Here is a 15962-nt window from a genome sequence, read left to right as displayed (position 1 = left end):
TTCCGACGAACACTACTGACGAAGACGAGGGACGGGCGAGCGCGTGGCCGAGGCGGCAGACTTCCAGGGGACGAGTCCCTCACCTGCCCGCCGTTGGATGCGGCGCACCGGAGCCCTGCTCGCCGGAGTGCCCCTGCTGACGGGACTCGTCCAGCTGCCCGCCGCGCCCCCCGCGGACGCCGCGGGGGCGGACGCGACACAGGCCGCCTCCGGCGCGGGTTCGGTCTCCGTCTCGGTCGACACCCTCACCCCCGCCGCCCCCACCGAGGACGACACCGTCACCGTGTCCGGAACGGTGACCAACAAGGGCAAGCAGACCGTCACCGACGCCCACGTAGGGCTGCGTGTGGGACTGCTGCTGGACACCCGCTCGGGCATCGACAGCGTCGCCAAGAACAGCACCGACGTGCAGAACGTCTTCGGCTCGGAGGTCGGCGACAAGTACGCCGAGGAATTCGACAAGCTCACCCCCGGCATCTCGCAGCCCTTCAGCATCTCGGTGCCGGTGGACGAGCTGGACCTCGGACAGGACGGCGTCTACCAGCTGGCCGTGGCACTCTCCGGGGAGACCTCCGCCCAGCCGTGGCCGCAGACCCTCGGCGTCCAGCGGACCTTCCTGCCGTGGCAGCCCGACGACGCCGGCAAGAAGACGAAGACGACGTTCATGTGGCCCTTGGTCTCCACCTCCCACATGACGGCGGAGACACGTTCGGACGAGCAGCAGACGCCGGTCTTCCACGACGACGACCTGGCCAAGGAGATCTCCCCGGGCGGCCGGCTGGACCGGATGGTGGCGCTGGGCAAGGACCTCGACGTCACCTGGGTGATCGATCCGGACCTGCTGGCGTCCGTCGAGGCCATGACCGACCGGTACGAGGTCCCCGGCGAGGGTGACGACACCGTCGTCGGCGGCCACCAGGCGGTCGCCAAGCAGTGGCTCACCCAGGTGCAGGAGGCCGTGGCGGACAAGGAGGTCGTCGCGCTGCCGTTCGGCGACCCCGACCTGGCCTCCCTCGCCCACAACGGCACCTCCGTCAGCGGCTCGCTGAGCCACCTCAAGGAAGCCACCGACGTCGCCGCCGGCACCGTCGAGGCGATCCTCCACGTCAAGCCCAGCACGGACTTCGCCTGGCCCGTCGACGGCGCCGTCGACCCCTCCATCGTCAAGGTCGCCACATCCGCCGGAGCCGACAAGGTGATCGCCCGCAGCGACACCTTCGAGGAGACCGGCCTGTCGTACACGCCCTCCGCGCCCCGGCCCATCGGCGGCGGCACCACGGCCGTCGTCGCGGACGCGCGGCTGTCCACGGTGTTCCAGGGCGACATGACCAAGGCTTCCGCCTCCACGCTCGCGGTGCAGCGGTTCCTGGCCCAGAGCCTGGCCCTCGGTCTGCAGACGGGGAAGCAGCGCAGTGTCGTCGTCGCGCCGCAGCGCACGCCGTCCGCGAGCCAGGCCCGGGCGATGGCCGAGGCGCTCACGATCCTCCAGGACGGCACCTGGTCCGAGCCCCAGGGCCTCGTGGCTGCCGCCAAGGCCCAGCCGGACCCTGCCGCCACCACCAAGGTCCCCCCGGCCTCCGCGTACCCCTCCTCCTTGCGCAAGCACGAACTGCCACGGACGACGTTCGAGCAGATCGCCAGGACCCAGGCCAAGCTCGACAAGTTCAAGGTGATCCTCTCCGACCAGTCCCGGGTGGTGACCCCGTTCGGGCGCGCCCTGAACCGGGAGATGTCCGTGTCCTGGCGGGGCCGGCAGTCGGAGGCCGCGATCTACCGGAGCGGCGTCGAGGCCTACCTCGACACGCTCATCGGCCAGGTCAGACTGATCGACAAGTCGGAGACGAAACTCTCCGGCCGCAGCGCCACCATCCCCGTGACGGTGCAGAACAACCTGGTGCAGGGCGTCGAGCACCTGGTGCTGCGCCTCACCTCGACCAACCCGACCCGTCTCGAGATCGACGGGGACGCCTACACGGAGCAGCCCGTCGCGGTCTCCGGCGGCCACAGCCAGTCGGTGAAGTTCACCACGTCCGCCAACGCCAACGGACGGGCGACGGTGGTCGCCCAGCTGTACACGCAGGACGGCCAGAAGTACGGCGAGCCCGTCACGTTCGACGTGAAGGTCACCGAGATCACCGCCACGGTGATGCTGGTCATCGGCGGTGGCGTGCTGCTGCTCGTCCTCGCCGGCTTCCGGATGTACACCCAGCGCAAGCGGGCCGCGGCCCGTGAGGCCCGGGAGCGGGACCACGAGGCGGACGAGGACGCCGACGCCCCGCAGAACCCGGAAACCGCCGGGGAGCGTCCCACTCAGGACTCCGGGGCGGGCGACCCGGAGCAGCCGAGTGACCCGGCACCGGACACCGCACCGGAGAACGCCGGCCCGTCCGGCACGGGTGAGAGAGTGGACCGTTGAGGATGTCGTGGCCGGTGGGCCCGGGACGATGAGGTGGGGTAACCATGAACGCGCCGTACGACGGTGACCGCGGCCATGCCGCGGACAACTCGGGCCATCCCGAGTCGGACCCCCCGCAGGGTCCGCCGCCCGGGCACGGCCAGGTGCCGCAGCCTCCTGCCGACCCGTACCTCCAGGACGCCTACGACCAGGATCCCTACCGGGCGCAGGACCTCGCCGCCCAGGACCCGGTCGCCGAGGCGCTCTACGACCGTGCGGCGCACCCACCGCCCCCTCCCGGCGCCTACCCCCCTCAGCAGCCGCTGTACGGGCAGCCGCCGCAGTCTCCGTACGCTCCCGACCCACGGGTGTGGGCCCGGACCCCCGCGCCGGAACCGGACGGACCGACGCAGTACCTGCCGTACGGCGACGACCCGCGCACCACGCAGTTCGTGGGTGTGGACGATCTGGTCGGCCAGGCCGGCGACCAGCACCACGAGCCGGACGCCTTCGCCCATCTCTTCCGCGACCAGCAGCAGAGCGGCGCCTTCCCCGACCAGCAGCAGGGGGGCGGGTACCCCCGGCAGCACGGCGGCGGACACCCGGCCCACCCGCCGGTGAACAGCGGGCAGCCTTACGCGCCGGTGCCGGGACCGGCGGCCTCGACGCCCGGCCACTACGCGGGCGCCACGCCGCCTCCCGTCGCCGAGGCTCCCGCACCCGAACCGGCTCCCGCCCCGAAGAAGGGCGGCCGGGCCGGAGGACTGCTGAAGTCGAGCGCCGTGATGGCGGCGGGCACGATGGTGTCCCGCCTCACGGGGTTCGTCCGGTCCGCGATGATCGTCTCAGCGCTCGGCCTCGCCCTGCTGGGCGAGTCGTTCCAGATCGCCTACCAGCTGCCGACGATGATCTACATCCTGACCGTCGGCGGCGGCCTCAACTCCGTCTTCGTGCCGCAGCTCGTGCGAGCGATGAAAGAGGACGAGGACGGCGGCGAGGCCTACGCCAACCGCCTGCTGACACTGGTGATGGTGGCCCTGGCCGCGCTCACCGCCCTCGCGTGGCTGGCCGCCCCGCTCCTGGTGCGCGCGCTGTCGGTCCCGGTCGCCACCGACCCCGCGGCCAACGACGTCGCCGTCACCTTCACCCGCTATTTCCTGCCCTCGATCTTCTTCATGGGCGTTCACGTGGTGATGGGTCAGATCCTCAACGTGCGCGGCCGGTTCGGCGCGATGATGTGGACTCCGGTCCTGAACAACATCGTCATCATCGTCACCCTCGGCACCTTCATCTGGGTCTACGGCACCGCCGCGGACTCGAAGATGGAGGTCACGAACATCCCGCCGGAGGGTCTGCGGCTGCTGGGTGTCGGCGTTCTCCTCGGCCTCGTCGTCCAGGCCCTGGCGATGATCCCGTACCTGCGCGAGACCGGCTTCCGTATCCGCCTGCGCTTCGACTGGAAGGGCCACGGCCTCGGCAAGGCGGCGATGCTCGCCAAGTGGACCATCCTGTTCGTCCTCGCCAACCAGGCGGGCGCACTGGTCGTCACCCAGCTGGCGACCGCGTCGGTGAAGGACACGGACATCGCGGGAACGGGCTTCAGCGCCTACTCCAACGCCCAGCTGATCTGGGGCCTGCCCCAGGCCATCATCACCGTCTCCCTGATGGCCGCCCTGCTGCCCCGCATCTCCCGCTCGGCGGCCGAGAACGACAGCGGTGCCATCCGGGACGACATCTCCCAGGGCCTGCGCACCACGGCCGTCGCGATCGTGCCGATCGCCTTCGGCTTCGTCTCGCTCGGCATCCCGATGTGCACGCTGATGTTCGGCTCCTCCGGCACCGAAGCGGCCACCAACATGGGCTACATGCTGATGGCCTTCGGCCTCGGCCTGATCCCCTATTCGGTGCAGTACGTCGTCCTACGGGCCTTCTACGCCTACGAGGACACCCGAACCCCCTTCTACAACACGGTCATCGTGGCCGCGGGCAACGCGATCGCCTCGGGCGTCTGCTACGTCGTGCTCCCGGCCCGCTGGGCCGTGGTCGGCATGGCCGCCTCCTACGGCCTGGCCTACGTGATCGGTGTCGGTGTCGCCTGGCGCCGGCTGCGCAAGCGGCTGGGCGGGGACCTGGACGGCGCCCGGGTGCTGCGGACCTACGCCCGGCTGTGCATCGCCTCCGTTCCCGCCGCACTGCTCAGCGGCGCGGCCTGCTACGGGGTCGTGCAGACGCTCGGCCAGGGTGTCCTGGGCTCGTTCGCGGCACTGCTGGCCGGTGGGGCCGTACTGTTCGGAGTCTTCTTCGTGGCCGCCCGCCGGATGCGGATCGAGGAAGTCAACTCGCTGGTCGGTATGGTGCGCGGACGCCTTGGACGCTGAGCCAGGGGGTAGGCGCACAACCATCGTCGGCCACTGTGTGTCGTGCATAGCGGCGGACTGTGGGCACAATTGGTCTCGGCGTCGAACGGCGCGCGACGGACGTCGGCCGACGCGCATGGGATGGGGAGGCAGGGAACGACGGTGGCCGAACGGAGCACAGCTGCCGTCGACGTGGCAGACAACAGCGGCGAGCAGTCGCTGACCGCACAGGCGGACCAGTCCACGGCCGACGGGGTGGCCCAGAACCGGGAGCGGGACACGGACAACGACGAGGCACAGGAGGGCACCGGGACCGACGGTTCCGCGATGACCTCGCCACCCGAACTGCACAGCGGTCACAAACTCGCCAGGCGCTACCGCCTCGAGGAATGCGTCACCCGTCTGGACGGGTTCAGCAGTTGGCGCGCCGTGGACGAGAAGCTCCGCCGCGCCGTCGGCGTGCACATCCTGCCCGCGGATCACGCGCGCGCCCGGTCGGTCCTGGCCGCGGCCCGTTCCGCCGCCCTGCTGGGCGATCCGCGCTTCGTCCAGGTCCTGGACGCCGTCGAGGAGAACGACGTCGTCTACGTCGTGCACGAATGGCTCCCCGACGCCACCGAACTGACCACGCTCCTGGCGGCCGGACCACTGGAGGTGTACGACGCCTACCAGATGGTCAGTCAGGTCTCGGCCGCCATGGCCGCGTCCCACCGCGAGGGCCTCGCCCATCTCCGTCTGAACCCCAACGCCGTCCTGCGCACCTCGACCGGCCAGTGGCGCATCCGCGGCCTCGCGGTGAACGCCGCGCTGCGTGGCATCAGCTCCGACACCCCGCAGCGCACCGACACCGAGTCCATCGGCGCTCTGCTCTACGCGGCGCTCACCCAGCGCTGGCCTTATGAGAACGACGCCTACGGCTTGTCCGGACTGCCGAAGGACATCGGGCTGATCCCGCCCGACCAGGTGCGCGCCGGTGTGCACCGCGGTCTGTCCGAGCTGGCCATGCGGGCGCTCGCCAACGACGGCGCCACGGCCTCGCGCCACGAGTCGGCGTGCACCACGCCCGAGGAACTGGTGAAGGCGATCGGCGAGATGCCCCGCATCCGCCCGCCGGAGCCCGCGTTCACCACTCCTCCGGAGTACCAGCGCACGACGTACCAGCAGGGCACCTACGGCCGCCCTGCGCCGCACCCCGGTGTCACCCAGCCGGTACCGACTCCGCCTCCTCCCCTGCAGAGCCGCACGGGCAAGGCGCTGAAGTGGGCCGTCTCTGCCCTGCTGATCGCCGCGCTGGGCCTGGGCAGCTGGCAGCTCGCGGACGCACTCCTGGAGCAGGACAAGCAGTCCGACGACACCAACCAGACCCAGACGACCGACGGCGGCGACAAGAGCACCGACAAGCCCAAGCCGGCCAAGCCCATCAGCGTTCAGGGCTCCCAGGAGTACGTCGTCACGGGCGAAGCGCAGGCACCGGAGGATGTGGCCAAGACCTACGACGGCGACAACTCCACCTACTGGCGCACGAAGAAGTACAACGACGGACCGATACTCGCGCCGTACAAGCCCGGCGTCGGCATCGTCTACGACCTCGGTTCACCTCAGGAACTGTCGACCGCGTCGATGGGCCTCCGGTACGCCGGTGATCACACGACCGTGCACCTCTACGCCACCGACTCCTTGTCACCCTCGACAGGGATCGAGGGAATGAAGGAAATCGGAACCGCGACCACCAGCGGTACATCACTCACGGTCAAGGCAGTCAAGCCACTCAAGACCCAGTACGTCCTGATGTGGATCACCGCTGCGCCGTACGCTCCCTCCGACGGTTACAGCAACGCAGGCTACAAGCAGGCCATCACCGAAGTGACGTTCAAGGGCTGAGAACCCACGGAGCCGAAGGGGGAGGGGGTCCGATGGCAGACGACAGCATCTACGGCGACGTCAGTGATCAGGACCTCCTCGTCCGCCATGTGGAGGGCGACCCCGACGCCTTCGGGGAGCTCGTGCGCCGGCACCGTGACCGGCTCTGGGCCGTGGCGCTGCGGACGCTCGGCGACCGCGAGGAGGCCGCCGACGCCGTCCAGGACGCCCTCGTCTCCGCCTACCGGGCCGCCCACACCTTCCGCGGCCAGTCGGCCGTCACGACCTGGCTGCACCGGATCACGGTGAACGCGTGCCTGGACCGCGCCCGCAAGGCGGCCTCCCGCAAGACCGCTCCGGTCGACGACACGGAGCGTCTGGAGCAATTGCTCGAACCCCACGAGTCCGCCTCCGCGCCCGCGGAGCGCAACGATCTGCACCGTCAGCTCATCGAGGCCATGGGCACCCTTCCGCCCGATCAGCGGGCCGCGCTCGTCCTCGTGGACATGCAGGGCTATCCGGTCGCCGAAGCCGCCCGCATCCTCGATGTGCCCACCGGCACGGTGAAGAGCCGCTGCGCGCGGGGCAGAGCCAGACTCCTGCCCCTGCTCACTCATCTGCGGCCGGACGGCCCCGGTGAGAGCAGAAGACAGGGGGAGGGACGGAACCGGACGCGGGGGACGTCCGTCCCACCGGCAGCGGAACCGCGGCAAGCGGATCCGCCGGACTCAGGATCGAACGACCCGGCTGCGGTGAAGGGCGGAGGTGGGCGAGCGTGACGTCGACGACAGACAGGGCGGAGCACCCGGACGTCGCGGAGATCTCCGACCTGACCGAGGGGCTCCTCCCGTCCGCCCGGAGCGCCGACGTGCGCCGGCATCTGGACGAGTGCGCGCTCTGCGCGGACGTCCATGCCTCGCTCGAGGAGATCCGGGACCTGCTCGGTACGGCGCCGGGCCCGCCCCGCATGCCCGCCGAGGTGGCGAGCCGCATCGACGCCGCACTGGCCGCGGAAGCCCTGCTGCATGCCACGGCGCCGGAGCCGGAGGCCTCCGGGGAGCCCGTCGGCGCTTCTTCCGCGTCACCCGACGACGAGCCCGCTCATGTTTCACGTGAAACATCGGCGTCCCAGGACCGGCCGACCGGGCGCCCCCGCTCCACCACGACCGGACCGGGACGCAAGGGCCGTCTGCGCGGTGGGCGCCGCCGGGTCGCCGTCCTGGGGACCGTGTTCACGGTCGCCGCTCTGGGGCTCGGGTCCGTGGTGCTGTCCTCCATGAACGACGACACCGGTCAGGACGAGGGAACCCGGACGGCCGCCTCGGACACCTTCTCCGAAGGAAAGCTGGAGAAACAGGTCACCGATCTCCTCGCACAGAACCAAGGGAAGGTGAAGGGCCCCGGCACCGTCCACCCACTCGGGTCACAGTCGGAATCCGACGCCGTCCATCCCAGGGTCCTCAAGGAGCCCGCGGTGCCCAAGTGCGTCAGCGACGGCATCGGCCGCAACGACGCCGCGCTCGCCACCGAGAAGGGCACCTACAAAGGGAAGGACGCGCTGCTCGTCGTGCTTCCCGACGTCTCGGACGACACCCGGGTGACCGCGTACATCGTCGAGGCGACCTGTGTGGACAACCCGTCCGCGGCCGCCACCGCGAAGGTCCTGTTGAAGCACTCCTACACGCGTTCCTGACGACCGGCGCTTCGTCTTCCTCCCGCGTGGTATCCCGTACGGTGTGCGCTTCTCCCTGTCGGCAGCGGGCCGTGCCCGTGCGCCCGGGCACGGCGGGAATGCGCGCCCCTTAGGATCCGTTGGAGGGGGTGAGAGTTCCGAAAGAAACTCCCCCGGTCGACCGACGCAGTCCAGAGACGAGGAAACAAGCCGTGAGCGACGTCCGTAACGTGATCATCATCGGCTCGGGGCCCGCCGGCTACACGGCGGCGCTCTACACCGCCCGTGCGTCGCTGAAGCCCCTGGTGTTCGAGGGAGCTGTCACCGCCGGCGGCGCGCTGATGAACACCACCGAGGTCGAGAACTTCCCCGGCTTCCAGGACGGCATCATGGGCCCCGAGCTCATGGACAACATGCGGGCCCAGGCGGAGCGCTTCGGTGCCGAGCTCATCCCGGACGACGTGGTCGCCGTCGATCTGACCGGTGAGATCAAGACCGTCACGGACACCGCCGGCACGGTCCACAAGGCGAAGGCCGTCATCGTCACCACCGGCTCGCAGCACCGCAAGCTCGGCCTGCCGAACGAGGACGCCCTCTCCGGCCGCGGTGTCTCGTGGTGCGCCACCTGTGACGGGTTCTTCTTCAAGGATCACGACATCGCCGTGATCGGCGGTGGCGACACCGCGATGGAGGAGGCCACCTTCCTCTCCCGCTTCGCCAAGTCCGTGACGATCGTCCACCGCCGTGACACCCTGCGTGCCTCCAAGGCGATGCAGGAGCGTGCCTTCGCCGACCCGAAGATCTCGTTCGTCTGGGACAGCGAGGTCGCCGAGGTCCAGGGCGACCAGAAGCTCTCGGGTCTGAAGCTGCGCAACGTCAAGACCGGCGAGCTCTCCGACCTGGCGGTGACCGGCCTGTTCATCGCGATCGGCCACGACCCGCGCACCGAGCTCTTCAAGGGCCAGCTGGAGCTGGACGAGGAGGGCTACCTGAAGGTCGAGGCGCCCTCGACGCGCACGAACCTCACCGGTGTCTTCGGGGCCGGCGACGTGGTCGACCACACCTACCGCCAGGCGATCACCGCGGCCGGTACGGGCTGTTCCGCCGCCCTCGACGCCGAGCGCTTCCTCGCCGCTCTCGCGGACGAGGAGAAGGCCGAGCCCGAGAAGACCGCTGTCTGACCCCCACCCACACCTCACGCACCGACCAGTTAAGGAGCCCGCTGTGGCCGGCACCCTGAAGCATGTGACCGACGACTCCTTCGAGCAGGACGTCCTCAAGAACGACAAGCCCGTCCTGGTCGACTTCTGGGCCGCCTGGTGCGGTCCGTGCCGTCAGATCGCTCCGTCCCTCGAAGCGATCGCCGCCGAGCACGGAGACAAGATCGAGATCGTCAAGCTGAACATCGACGAGAACCCGGCCACGGCCGCCAAGTACGGCGTCATGTCCATCCCGACCTTGAACGTCTACCAGGGTGGCGAGGTCGCCAAGACCATCGTCGGCGCCAAGCCGAAGGCCGCGATCGTCCGCGACCTCGAGGAGTTCATCACCGCCGCCAAGTGATGACCGACCGCCTCACCGGCGGCACATGTTTCACGTGAAACACGAATGGGCCGACCCATCTGGGTCGGCCCATTCGTGTGAGGAGCATCAGAGGGGACGCAGCATCGGCTCCTTCTGTACGGCCCCGAGCAGCCGGTCCAACGCCATCTCGACGTCTTCCTTCCAGGAGAGCGTCGTCCTCAGCTCCAGCCTCAGCCGGGGGTGGGTGGGGTGCTGCCGGACCGTCTTGAAGCCCACGGCCAGCAGATGGTCGGCGGGCAGGACACAGGCCGGCTCCTTCCAGCGTGCGTCACCGAACGCCTCGATCGCCTTGAAGCCCCGGCGCAGCAGGTCTTTGGCCACTGTCTGCACCATCACCCGGCCCAGCCCCTGCCCCTGGTACCCCGGCATGATGAACGCGGTCATCAACTGCACCGCGTCGGACGACACGGGGCTGGTGGGAAATGCCGTGGAGCGTGGCGCATAGGCGGGAGGAGCGTAAAGGACGAAGCCCACAGGGACATCATCGACGTAGACGACCCTTCCGCAGGATCCCCAGTCCAGGAGAACGGCCGAGATCCATGACTCCTTCTCGACCTCGGAGGTGCCCGCCTTTACCGCTGCCTCGCCGCTGACGGGGTCGAGTTCCCAGAAGACGCACGAGCGGCAGCGCTGGGGGAGGTCCGGAAGGTTGTCCAGCGTGAGCGGTACGAGCCGACGGCCCATGAAAGCTGTTCCTCGCTTCCTTCGCCCGCTGCCTCGCGGGCGGCTGTCAGAGCACTCCGTTCCTTGAGCAGGCTACCGATGAAGCCGCTGACAGCGCCCACCCCCAGCCCCGCGCTCACCAGTCCGGTGCGGCTCGTCATTCGCATGGCCCCTGCCTTGCTCTCAGAGGTACTGCCGGGTGGATGCGCCCTGTCCGAACGCATCGTATCCACGAAGCGATTCCATCGATACCGCCAAAAAGCAAAGGACGGACCGTGTTCCGGTACACACCGGACACGGCCCGCCCCTGTTCACCCGGTCGACTGCTCGACCGACCCCGTCGAGAGGTCAGGACTCGGTCTCCACGGAGTCGTCGTCCACCAGGCTCTTCTGCAGAACGGGTCCCTCACCCGGAGCGAGGGTGCCGAGGATGCGTTCGAGGTCCTCCATGGAGGCGAACTCGACGGTGATCTTGCCCTTCTTCTGCCCCAGGTCGACCTTCACCCGCGTCTCGAAGCGATCCGAGAGACGCGTCGCCAGATCCGTCAGCGCCGGAGAGACACGGGCTCCGGCGCGCGGCCCCTTGGACCGCCGGTCCTTCTGGGGATGTGAACCCATCAGGGTCACGATCTCCTCGACCGCCCGCACCGACAGCCCTTCGGCCACGATCCGGTGGGCCAGCCGGTCCTGCTCTTCCGCGTCCTCGACGGACAGCAGCGCGCGTGCGTGTCCGGCGGACAGCACACCGGCGGCGACCTTGCGCTGAACGGTCGGGGAGAGCTTCAGCAGACGCAAAGTGTTGGACACCTGAGGACGGGACCGGCCGATGCGGTCCGCCAGCTGGTCGTGCGTGCAGTTGAAGTCCTTCAGCAACTGGTCGTAGGCGGCAGCCTCTTCCAGCGGGTTCAACTGGGCACGGTGCAGGTTCTCCAGCAGCGCGTCCAAAAGGAGCTTCTCGTCCTCCGTGGCCCGCACGATCGCCGGGATCGCCTCGAGCCCCGCCTCACGGCAGGCACGCCACCGGCGCTCACCCATGATGAGCTCATAGCGTGCGGGCCCCACCTGCCGTACGACGACCGGCTGGAGGAGACCGACCTCCTTGATGGAGGTGATGAGCTCGGACAGCGCGTCCTCGTCGAAGATATCGCGCGGCTGCCGGGGGTTCGGCGTGATGGCATCGAGAGGGATCTCGGCGAAGTGCGCTCCCATGGGCGGCGCGGGCACAGCCCCATGAGTCGAGGCCTCATCCGTTTCACGTGAAACATCCGACAGCGTGGCCACCTTCGCGGCGGCCACCCCTCGCTCGTTCGGCAGTATCGGCATCGTCGCAGAAGACGTGGAGACGCTGCCGCCCACCGCGGACGGCGTCACCGTCTTCTCTGTCGGGGCAGCAGGGATCAGTGCGCCAAGACCACGACCCAGCCCCCTCCGTCGCTCGCTCACTGGACGCCCTCCACCATGCTCGGATCGTTCTGCCGTACGCCGAGGTGTGCCTGCGACGCGTCATAGCTGACGCCGACACCCCTCAGCGCAATCTCTCGTGCCGCCTCGAAGTAGGAGAGGGCACCGCTTGATCCAGGATCGTAAGTCAGCACCGTCTGCCCATAGCTCGGCGCCTCCGAGATACGGACGGAGCGGGGAATACTCGTCCGCAGTACCTCGTCGCCGAAGTGGGTGCGCACCTCGTCCGCGACCTGTGACGCGAGGCGCGTCCGGCCGTCGTACATGGTGAGCAGGATCGTCGATACATGCAGGGTGGGGTTGAGGTGTCCCCGCACCAGATCGACGTTACGCAGCAGCTGCCCCAGCCCCTCCAGCGCGTAGTACTCACACTGGATCGGGATCAGGACCTCCTGGCCGGCCACCATCGCGTTGACCGTCAGCAGGCCGAGCGAAGGCGGGCAGTCGATGAGGATGTAGTCCAGCGGCTGCTCGTACGCCTGGATCGCCCGCTGCAGCCGGCTCTCTCGCGCCACCAGCGACACCAGCTCGATCTCCGCACCGGCGAGATCGATCGTGGCGGGTGCACAGAAGAGCCCCTCGACGTCGGGGACCGGCTGGACGACCTCCGCGAGCGGTTTGCTCTCCACCAGGACGTCATAGATGGAGGGGACCTCGGCATGGTGGTCGATGCCCAGGGCTGTGGAGGCATTGCCCTGGGGGTCGAGGTCGATCACCAGGACGCGGCTGCCGTGCAGAGCGAGCGACGCGGCAAGGTTGACGGTGGTCGTCGTCTTGCCGACACCGCCCTTCTGGTTGGCAACCACGATGACGCGGGTCTGCTCGGGCCGTGGCAGGCCCTCACCGGCTCGCCCCAGAGCCTCCACCGCCAGTTGGGCAGCACGACCGATGGGAGTGTCGTCCATCGGAGGCGGTGTTTCACGTGAAACATCCGCTCCCGTCGACTCGGTACGGGGACCGGGGACCGGATCGGTCATCGGTCCCGCGATGTTGGCGTCGGACCGCAAGGATTCACTCTCCTCGACTTCAGGCTCGCTATGAACAGAGCCTCCCATGCCTTCGGGGTCATGAACCAGTGAGCCCTGGCGTTCTGTGGAGAAATCCACCTCTGTGGACAACTCCACACCTCTTGAGGAGACCAGTGTCTCCTCGGGAGCAGAAGTCTCTCCGAGCGACCCGAGAGGCTTCCGGTCACGGGGTTCGGCCGCGGCGCGGCCCCGACTGATGATGCCGTGCAGCAGTGAGCGACGTTTCACGTGAAACACGATGCACAGCGGTCGAGGCGGCACCGCCGCGACACTCCGGCATGGAGGGGTTCGGCAGCTTGTGTGGAGTACGTCCGGCCCTCAGCGTCGGCGCCGGGCCCGTCCCGTGCGGGCGGCCTTCGCGCGCTTCGCCGCGAACCGCACACCGCCCGGGCTTTCGCCGACCTCGACCCGCACCACTGTGGACATCGGATCCACGATGCCCTCACCCACATGCACGATGGATGTCTCCACGGCACCGAGCTTGCTCAGCGCCGTCGCCGCGCTCTTCAGCTCCTCCTCAGCGGTGTCGCCCTTGAGCGCCAGCATCTCGCCGTAGGGCCGCAGCAGCGGAATGCCCCATGTGGCCAGGCGGTCGAGCGGAGCCACGGCGCGCGCGGTCACCACGTGCACCGGAGGAAGCTTCCCCATGACCTCCTCGGCCCGGCCACGCACGACCGTCACATGGTCCAGTCCGAGCAGCTCGACGGCCTCGGTCAGGAAGTTGGTACGCCGGAGCAGCGGCTCCAGCAGAGTGATCTTGATGTCCTCCCTGACCAGTGCCAGGGGGATGCCCGGCAGGCCGGCGCCCGAGCCCACATCGCACACCGTCACCCCCTCGGGCACGACCTCCGAGAGCACCGCGCAGTTCAGCAGATGCCGCTCCCACAGGCGGGGCACCTCACGCGGCCCGATCAAGCCGCGCTGCACACCCGCCTCGGCGAGCAGCTCCGCGTACCGGACCGCGTCCTCGAAGCGATCTCCGAACACCTCGCGTGCCTGCTCGGGCGCGGGGGGAAGCTCCGCTGCCTCCGTCACGGGGGACCGTCCTTCCGTACCGTGCCGACACGGGGCGCCGACACCAGAACCACAGAACTATCAGGCTGACAAAGTTCGGCCCCGCCTGCGCAACAGACGGGGCCGGTGGAACGTAGAGCCGATCAGGCGGGAAGCACGACGACGAAGCGCTGCGGCTCCTCGCCCTCGGACTCGCTGCGCAGGCCGGCCGTCTTGACCGCGTCGTGCACGACCTTGCGCTCGAACGGCGTCATCGGGTCCAACCTCACGGCCTTGCCACTGCTCTTGGCCTCGGCCGCGGCCTTGGCGCCCAGCTCGGACAGCTCGGTCCGCTTCTTGGCCCGGTAGCCCGCGATGTCGAGCATGAGACGGCTGCGGTCCCCGGTCTCCCGGTGCACGGCCAGACGCGTGAGCTCCTGGAGCGCCTCCAGCACCTCACCGTCACGACCCACCAGCTTCTGCAGGTCACGGCCGCCCGTGTCACTGATGATCGAGACGGAGGCACGGTCGGCCTCGACGTCCATGTCGATGTCGCCGTCGAGATCGGCGATGTCGAGCAGACCCTCCAGGTAGTCCGCCGCGATCTCGCCCTCCTGCTCCAGGCGGGTCAGGGTGTCTGCGCCCTCGGCAGCGGCGGAGGTGGTGCCTTCCGTCACGGGATGGACTCCTTCTTACTTCTTGGACGGGGACTTGGGCCGCTGCGGACCCTTGCGCTGCCCGGACTGGGCCCTGCTGCGGGTACTGCCGGCGGACTTGGCGTTGTCCTTCTTGGCAGGGCCGGCGGGCTTGGTGTCCTCGGGCTTGTCGGACTTGGTCAGCGAGGTGGGCTCACCGGCCGTCTTGGCCGTACCGGACTGGCGCTGGGACTTGGTCTGCCGCTTGGGCTGCTGCCGCTTGACGGCGGCCGCTTCCTCGGCCTGGGCGGCGGCCGTGCTCTCGCTCTTGATCACCGTGCCGTCGGCCTGGGCCGCGAGGCCCTCCTTGTTCAGACCGTTGATGAACTTGCGCTCGTGCTCGTTGCGGTCCCGGCCCTTCGCCACGATGGCCTTGACGATGGCGCGCTCACCGCGGCTGCGGGTCCTGCCGTGCTTGGAGACACTCTTGGAGAGACGCTCCAGGTACGCGGCCTGAGCCTTGGAACCCGGCGTGGGGTTGTTGTGGATGACGTACATCTGCTGGCCCATGGTCCACACGTTGGTGGTCAGCCAGTAGACGAGGACACCGACCGGGAAGTTGATACCGAAGACGGCGAAGATGATGGGGAAGACGTACATCAGCATCTTCTGCTGCTGCATGAACGGCGTCTTCACCGTGGTGTCGACGTTCTTCGTCATCAGCTGGCGCTGCGTGTAGAACTGCGACAGCGACATCAGGACGATCATGACGGCCGTGACGGCCCGGACATCGGTCAGCGAGGCGTTGAGCGCCTCGACCTTGTCCGCGCTGTCCGTGAACTTCGCCGCAAGCGGGGCACCGAAGATGTGGGCCTTCTGCGCGCTCTCCAGCAGGCGCTCGTTGATCACACCGATGGTGTCACCCGACGCGATGCCGTTGAGCACGTGGTACAGGGCGAAGAAGAACGGTGACTGCGCCAGGATGGGAAGGCACGAGGAGAGCGGGTTGGTGCCCGTCTCCTTGTACAGCTTCATCATCTCTTCGGACTGGCGCTGCCGGTCGTTCTTGTAGCGCTCCTGGATCTTCTTCATCTCCGGCTGGAGCGTCTGCATCGCGCGCGTCGCCTTGATCTGCTTCACGAAGAGCGGGATCAGGCAGATACGGATCAGAATCACCAGGGACACGATGGACAGGCCCCAGGCCCAGCCGGTGTCAGGGCCGAAGATGGCGCCGTACACGCTGTGGAACTGGACGATGACCCAGGAGACAGGTGTCGTGATGAAGCTGAAGAGGCTGGCAATCGTGTCCACTAA

Annotated in this window: 13 protein-coding genes; 7 read left to right on the top strand and 6 right to left on the bottom strand. The window is 68.8% G+C overall.

Annotated features, from left to right (window positions below):
- The first annotated feature begins 43 nt into the window (after positions 1–43).
- From IH50_RS0103490 to trxA, 7 genes are all read left to right on the top strand, one after another.
- Complete coding sequence (locus IH50_RS0103490; protein ID WP_030857068.1) at positions 44–2416, top strand: DUF6049 family protein; 2373 nt, start codon at positions 44–46, stop codon at positions 2414–2416.
- 44 nt (positions 2417–2460) lie between these two features.
- A complete protein-coding gene (murJ, locus tag IH50_RS0103485) occupies positions 2461–4773 on the top strand; it encodes a murein biosynthesis integral membrane protein MurJ (protein ID WP_030857067.1) in 2313 nt (770 codons plus the stop codon).
- Between the two features lie 141 nt (positions 4774–4914).
- Positions 4915–6633 (top strand): protein kinase family protein, encoded by a 1719-nt coding sequence (locus tag IH50_RS0103480; RefSeq protein ID WP_030857066.1) that lies wholly within the window; start codon positions 4915–4917, stop codon positions 6631–6633.
- Between the two features lie 32 nt (positions 6634–6665).
- Positions 6666–7391 (top strand): RNA polymerase sigma factor SigM, encoded by a 726-nt coding sequence (sigM, locus tag IH50_RS0103475; RefSeq protein WP_030857065.1) that lies wholly within the window; start codon positions 6666–6668, stop codon positions 7389–7391.
- Positions 7388–8305 carry an anti-sigma factor family protein gene (locus IH50_RS0103470; protein WP_030857063.1) on the top strand — a complete coding sequence of 306 codons (918 nt, stop codon included), beginning with the start codon at positions 7388–7390 and terminating at the stop codon, positions 8303–8305. The genes sigM and IH50_RS0103470 overlap by 4 nt, the downstream gene beginning before the upstream one ends.
- Positions 8306–8496: 191 nt before the next feature.
- Complete coding sequence (gene trxB / locus IH50_RS0103465; RefSeq protein ID WP_030857061.1) at positions 8497–9465, top strand: thioredoxin-disulfide reductase; 969 nt, start codon at positions 8497–8499, stop codon at positions 9463–9465.
- A 43-nt stretch (positions 9466–9508) separates the two neighbouring features.
- A complete protein-coding gene (gene trxA / locus IH50_RS0103460; protein WP_030857059.1) occupies positions 9509–9847 on the top strand; it encodes a thioredoxin in 339 nt (112 codons plus the stop codon).
- An 87-nt stretch (positions 9848–9934) separates the two neighbouring features.
- Here the strand turns inward: trxA and IH50_RS0103455 are convergent, their stop codons facing one another.
- The 6 genes from IH50_RS0103455 to yidC form a co-directional block, all read right to left on the bottom strand.
- Entirely contained in the window at positions 9935–10552 is a 618-nt protein-coding gene (locus IH50_RS0103455) for a GNAT family N-acetyltransferase (RefSeq protein WP_030857057.1), read from the bottom strand.
- A gap of 327 nt (positions 10553–10879) precedes the next feature.
- Positions 10880–11974 carry a ParB/RepB/Spo0J family partition protein gene (locus tag IH50_RS0103450; RefSeq protein ID WP_030857055.1) on the bottom strand — a complete coding sequence of 365 codons (1095 nt, stop codon included), beginning with the start codon at positions 11972–11974 and terminating at the stop codon, positions 10880–10882.
- The gene (locus IH50_RS0103445) at positions 11971–13047 is read right to left on the bottom strand and encodes a ParA family protein (RefSeq protein ID WP_073933498.1); all 1077 of its coding nucleotides are present in this window, start codon (positions 13045–13047) and stop codon (positions 11971–11973) included. Before IH50_RS0103445 ends, IH50_RS0103450 begins: the two co-directional genes overlap by 4 nt.
- Before the next feature lie 291 nt (positions 13048–13338).
- On the bottom strand, positions 13339–14055 hold the full coding sequence (gene rsmG, locus IH50_RS0103440; RefSeq protein ID WP_030857050.1) for a 16S rRNA (guanine(527)-N(7))-methyltransferase RsmG: 717 nt from the start codon (positions 14053–14055) through the stop codon (positions 13339–13341).
- Between the two features lie 122 nt (positions 14056–14177).
- Positions 14178–14690 (bottom strand): protein jag, encoded by a 513-nt coding sequence (locus IH50_RS0103435; RefSeq protein ID WP_030857047.1) that lies wholly within the window; start codon positions 14688–14690, stop codon positions 14178–14180.
- Between the two features lie 15 nt (positions 14691–14705).
- The gene (gene yidC / locus IH50_RS0103430) at positions 14706–15959 is read right to left on the bottom strand and encodes a membrane protein insertase YidC (RefSeq protein WP_030857045.1); all 1254 of its coding nucleotides are present in this window, start codon (positions 15957–15959) and stop codon (positions 14706–14708) included.
- Positions 15960–15962: the final 3 nt, after the last annotated feature.

Source organism: Streptomyces sp. NRRL S-37 (assembly GCF_000721605.1).
Taxonomy (GTDB): domain Bacteria; phylum Actinomycetota; class Actinomycetes; order Streptomycetales; family Streptomycetaceae; genus Streptomyces.
The sequence above is the reverse complement of the archived record's forward strand: the minus strand, read 5'-3'. Positions and strand labels throughout refer to the sequence as shown.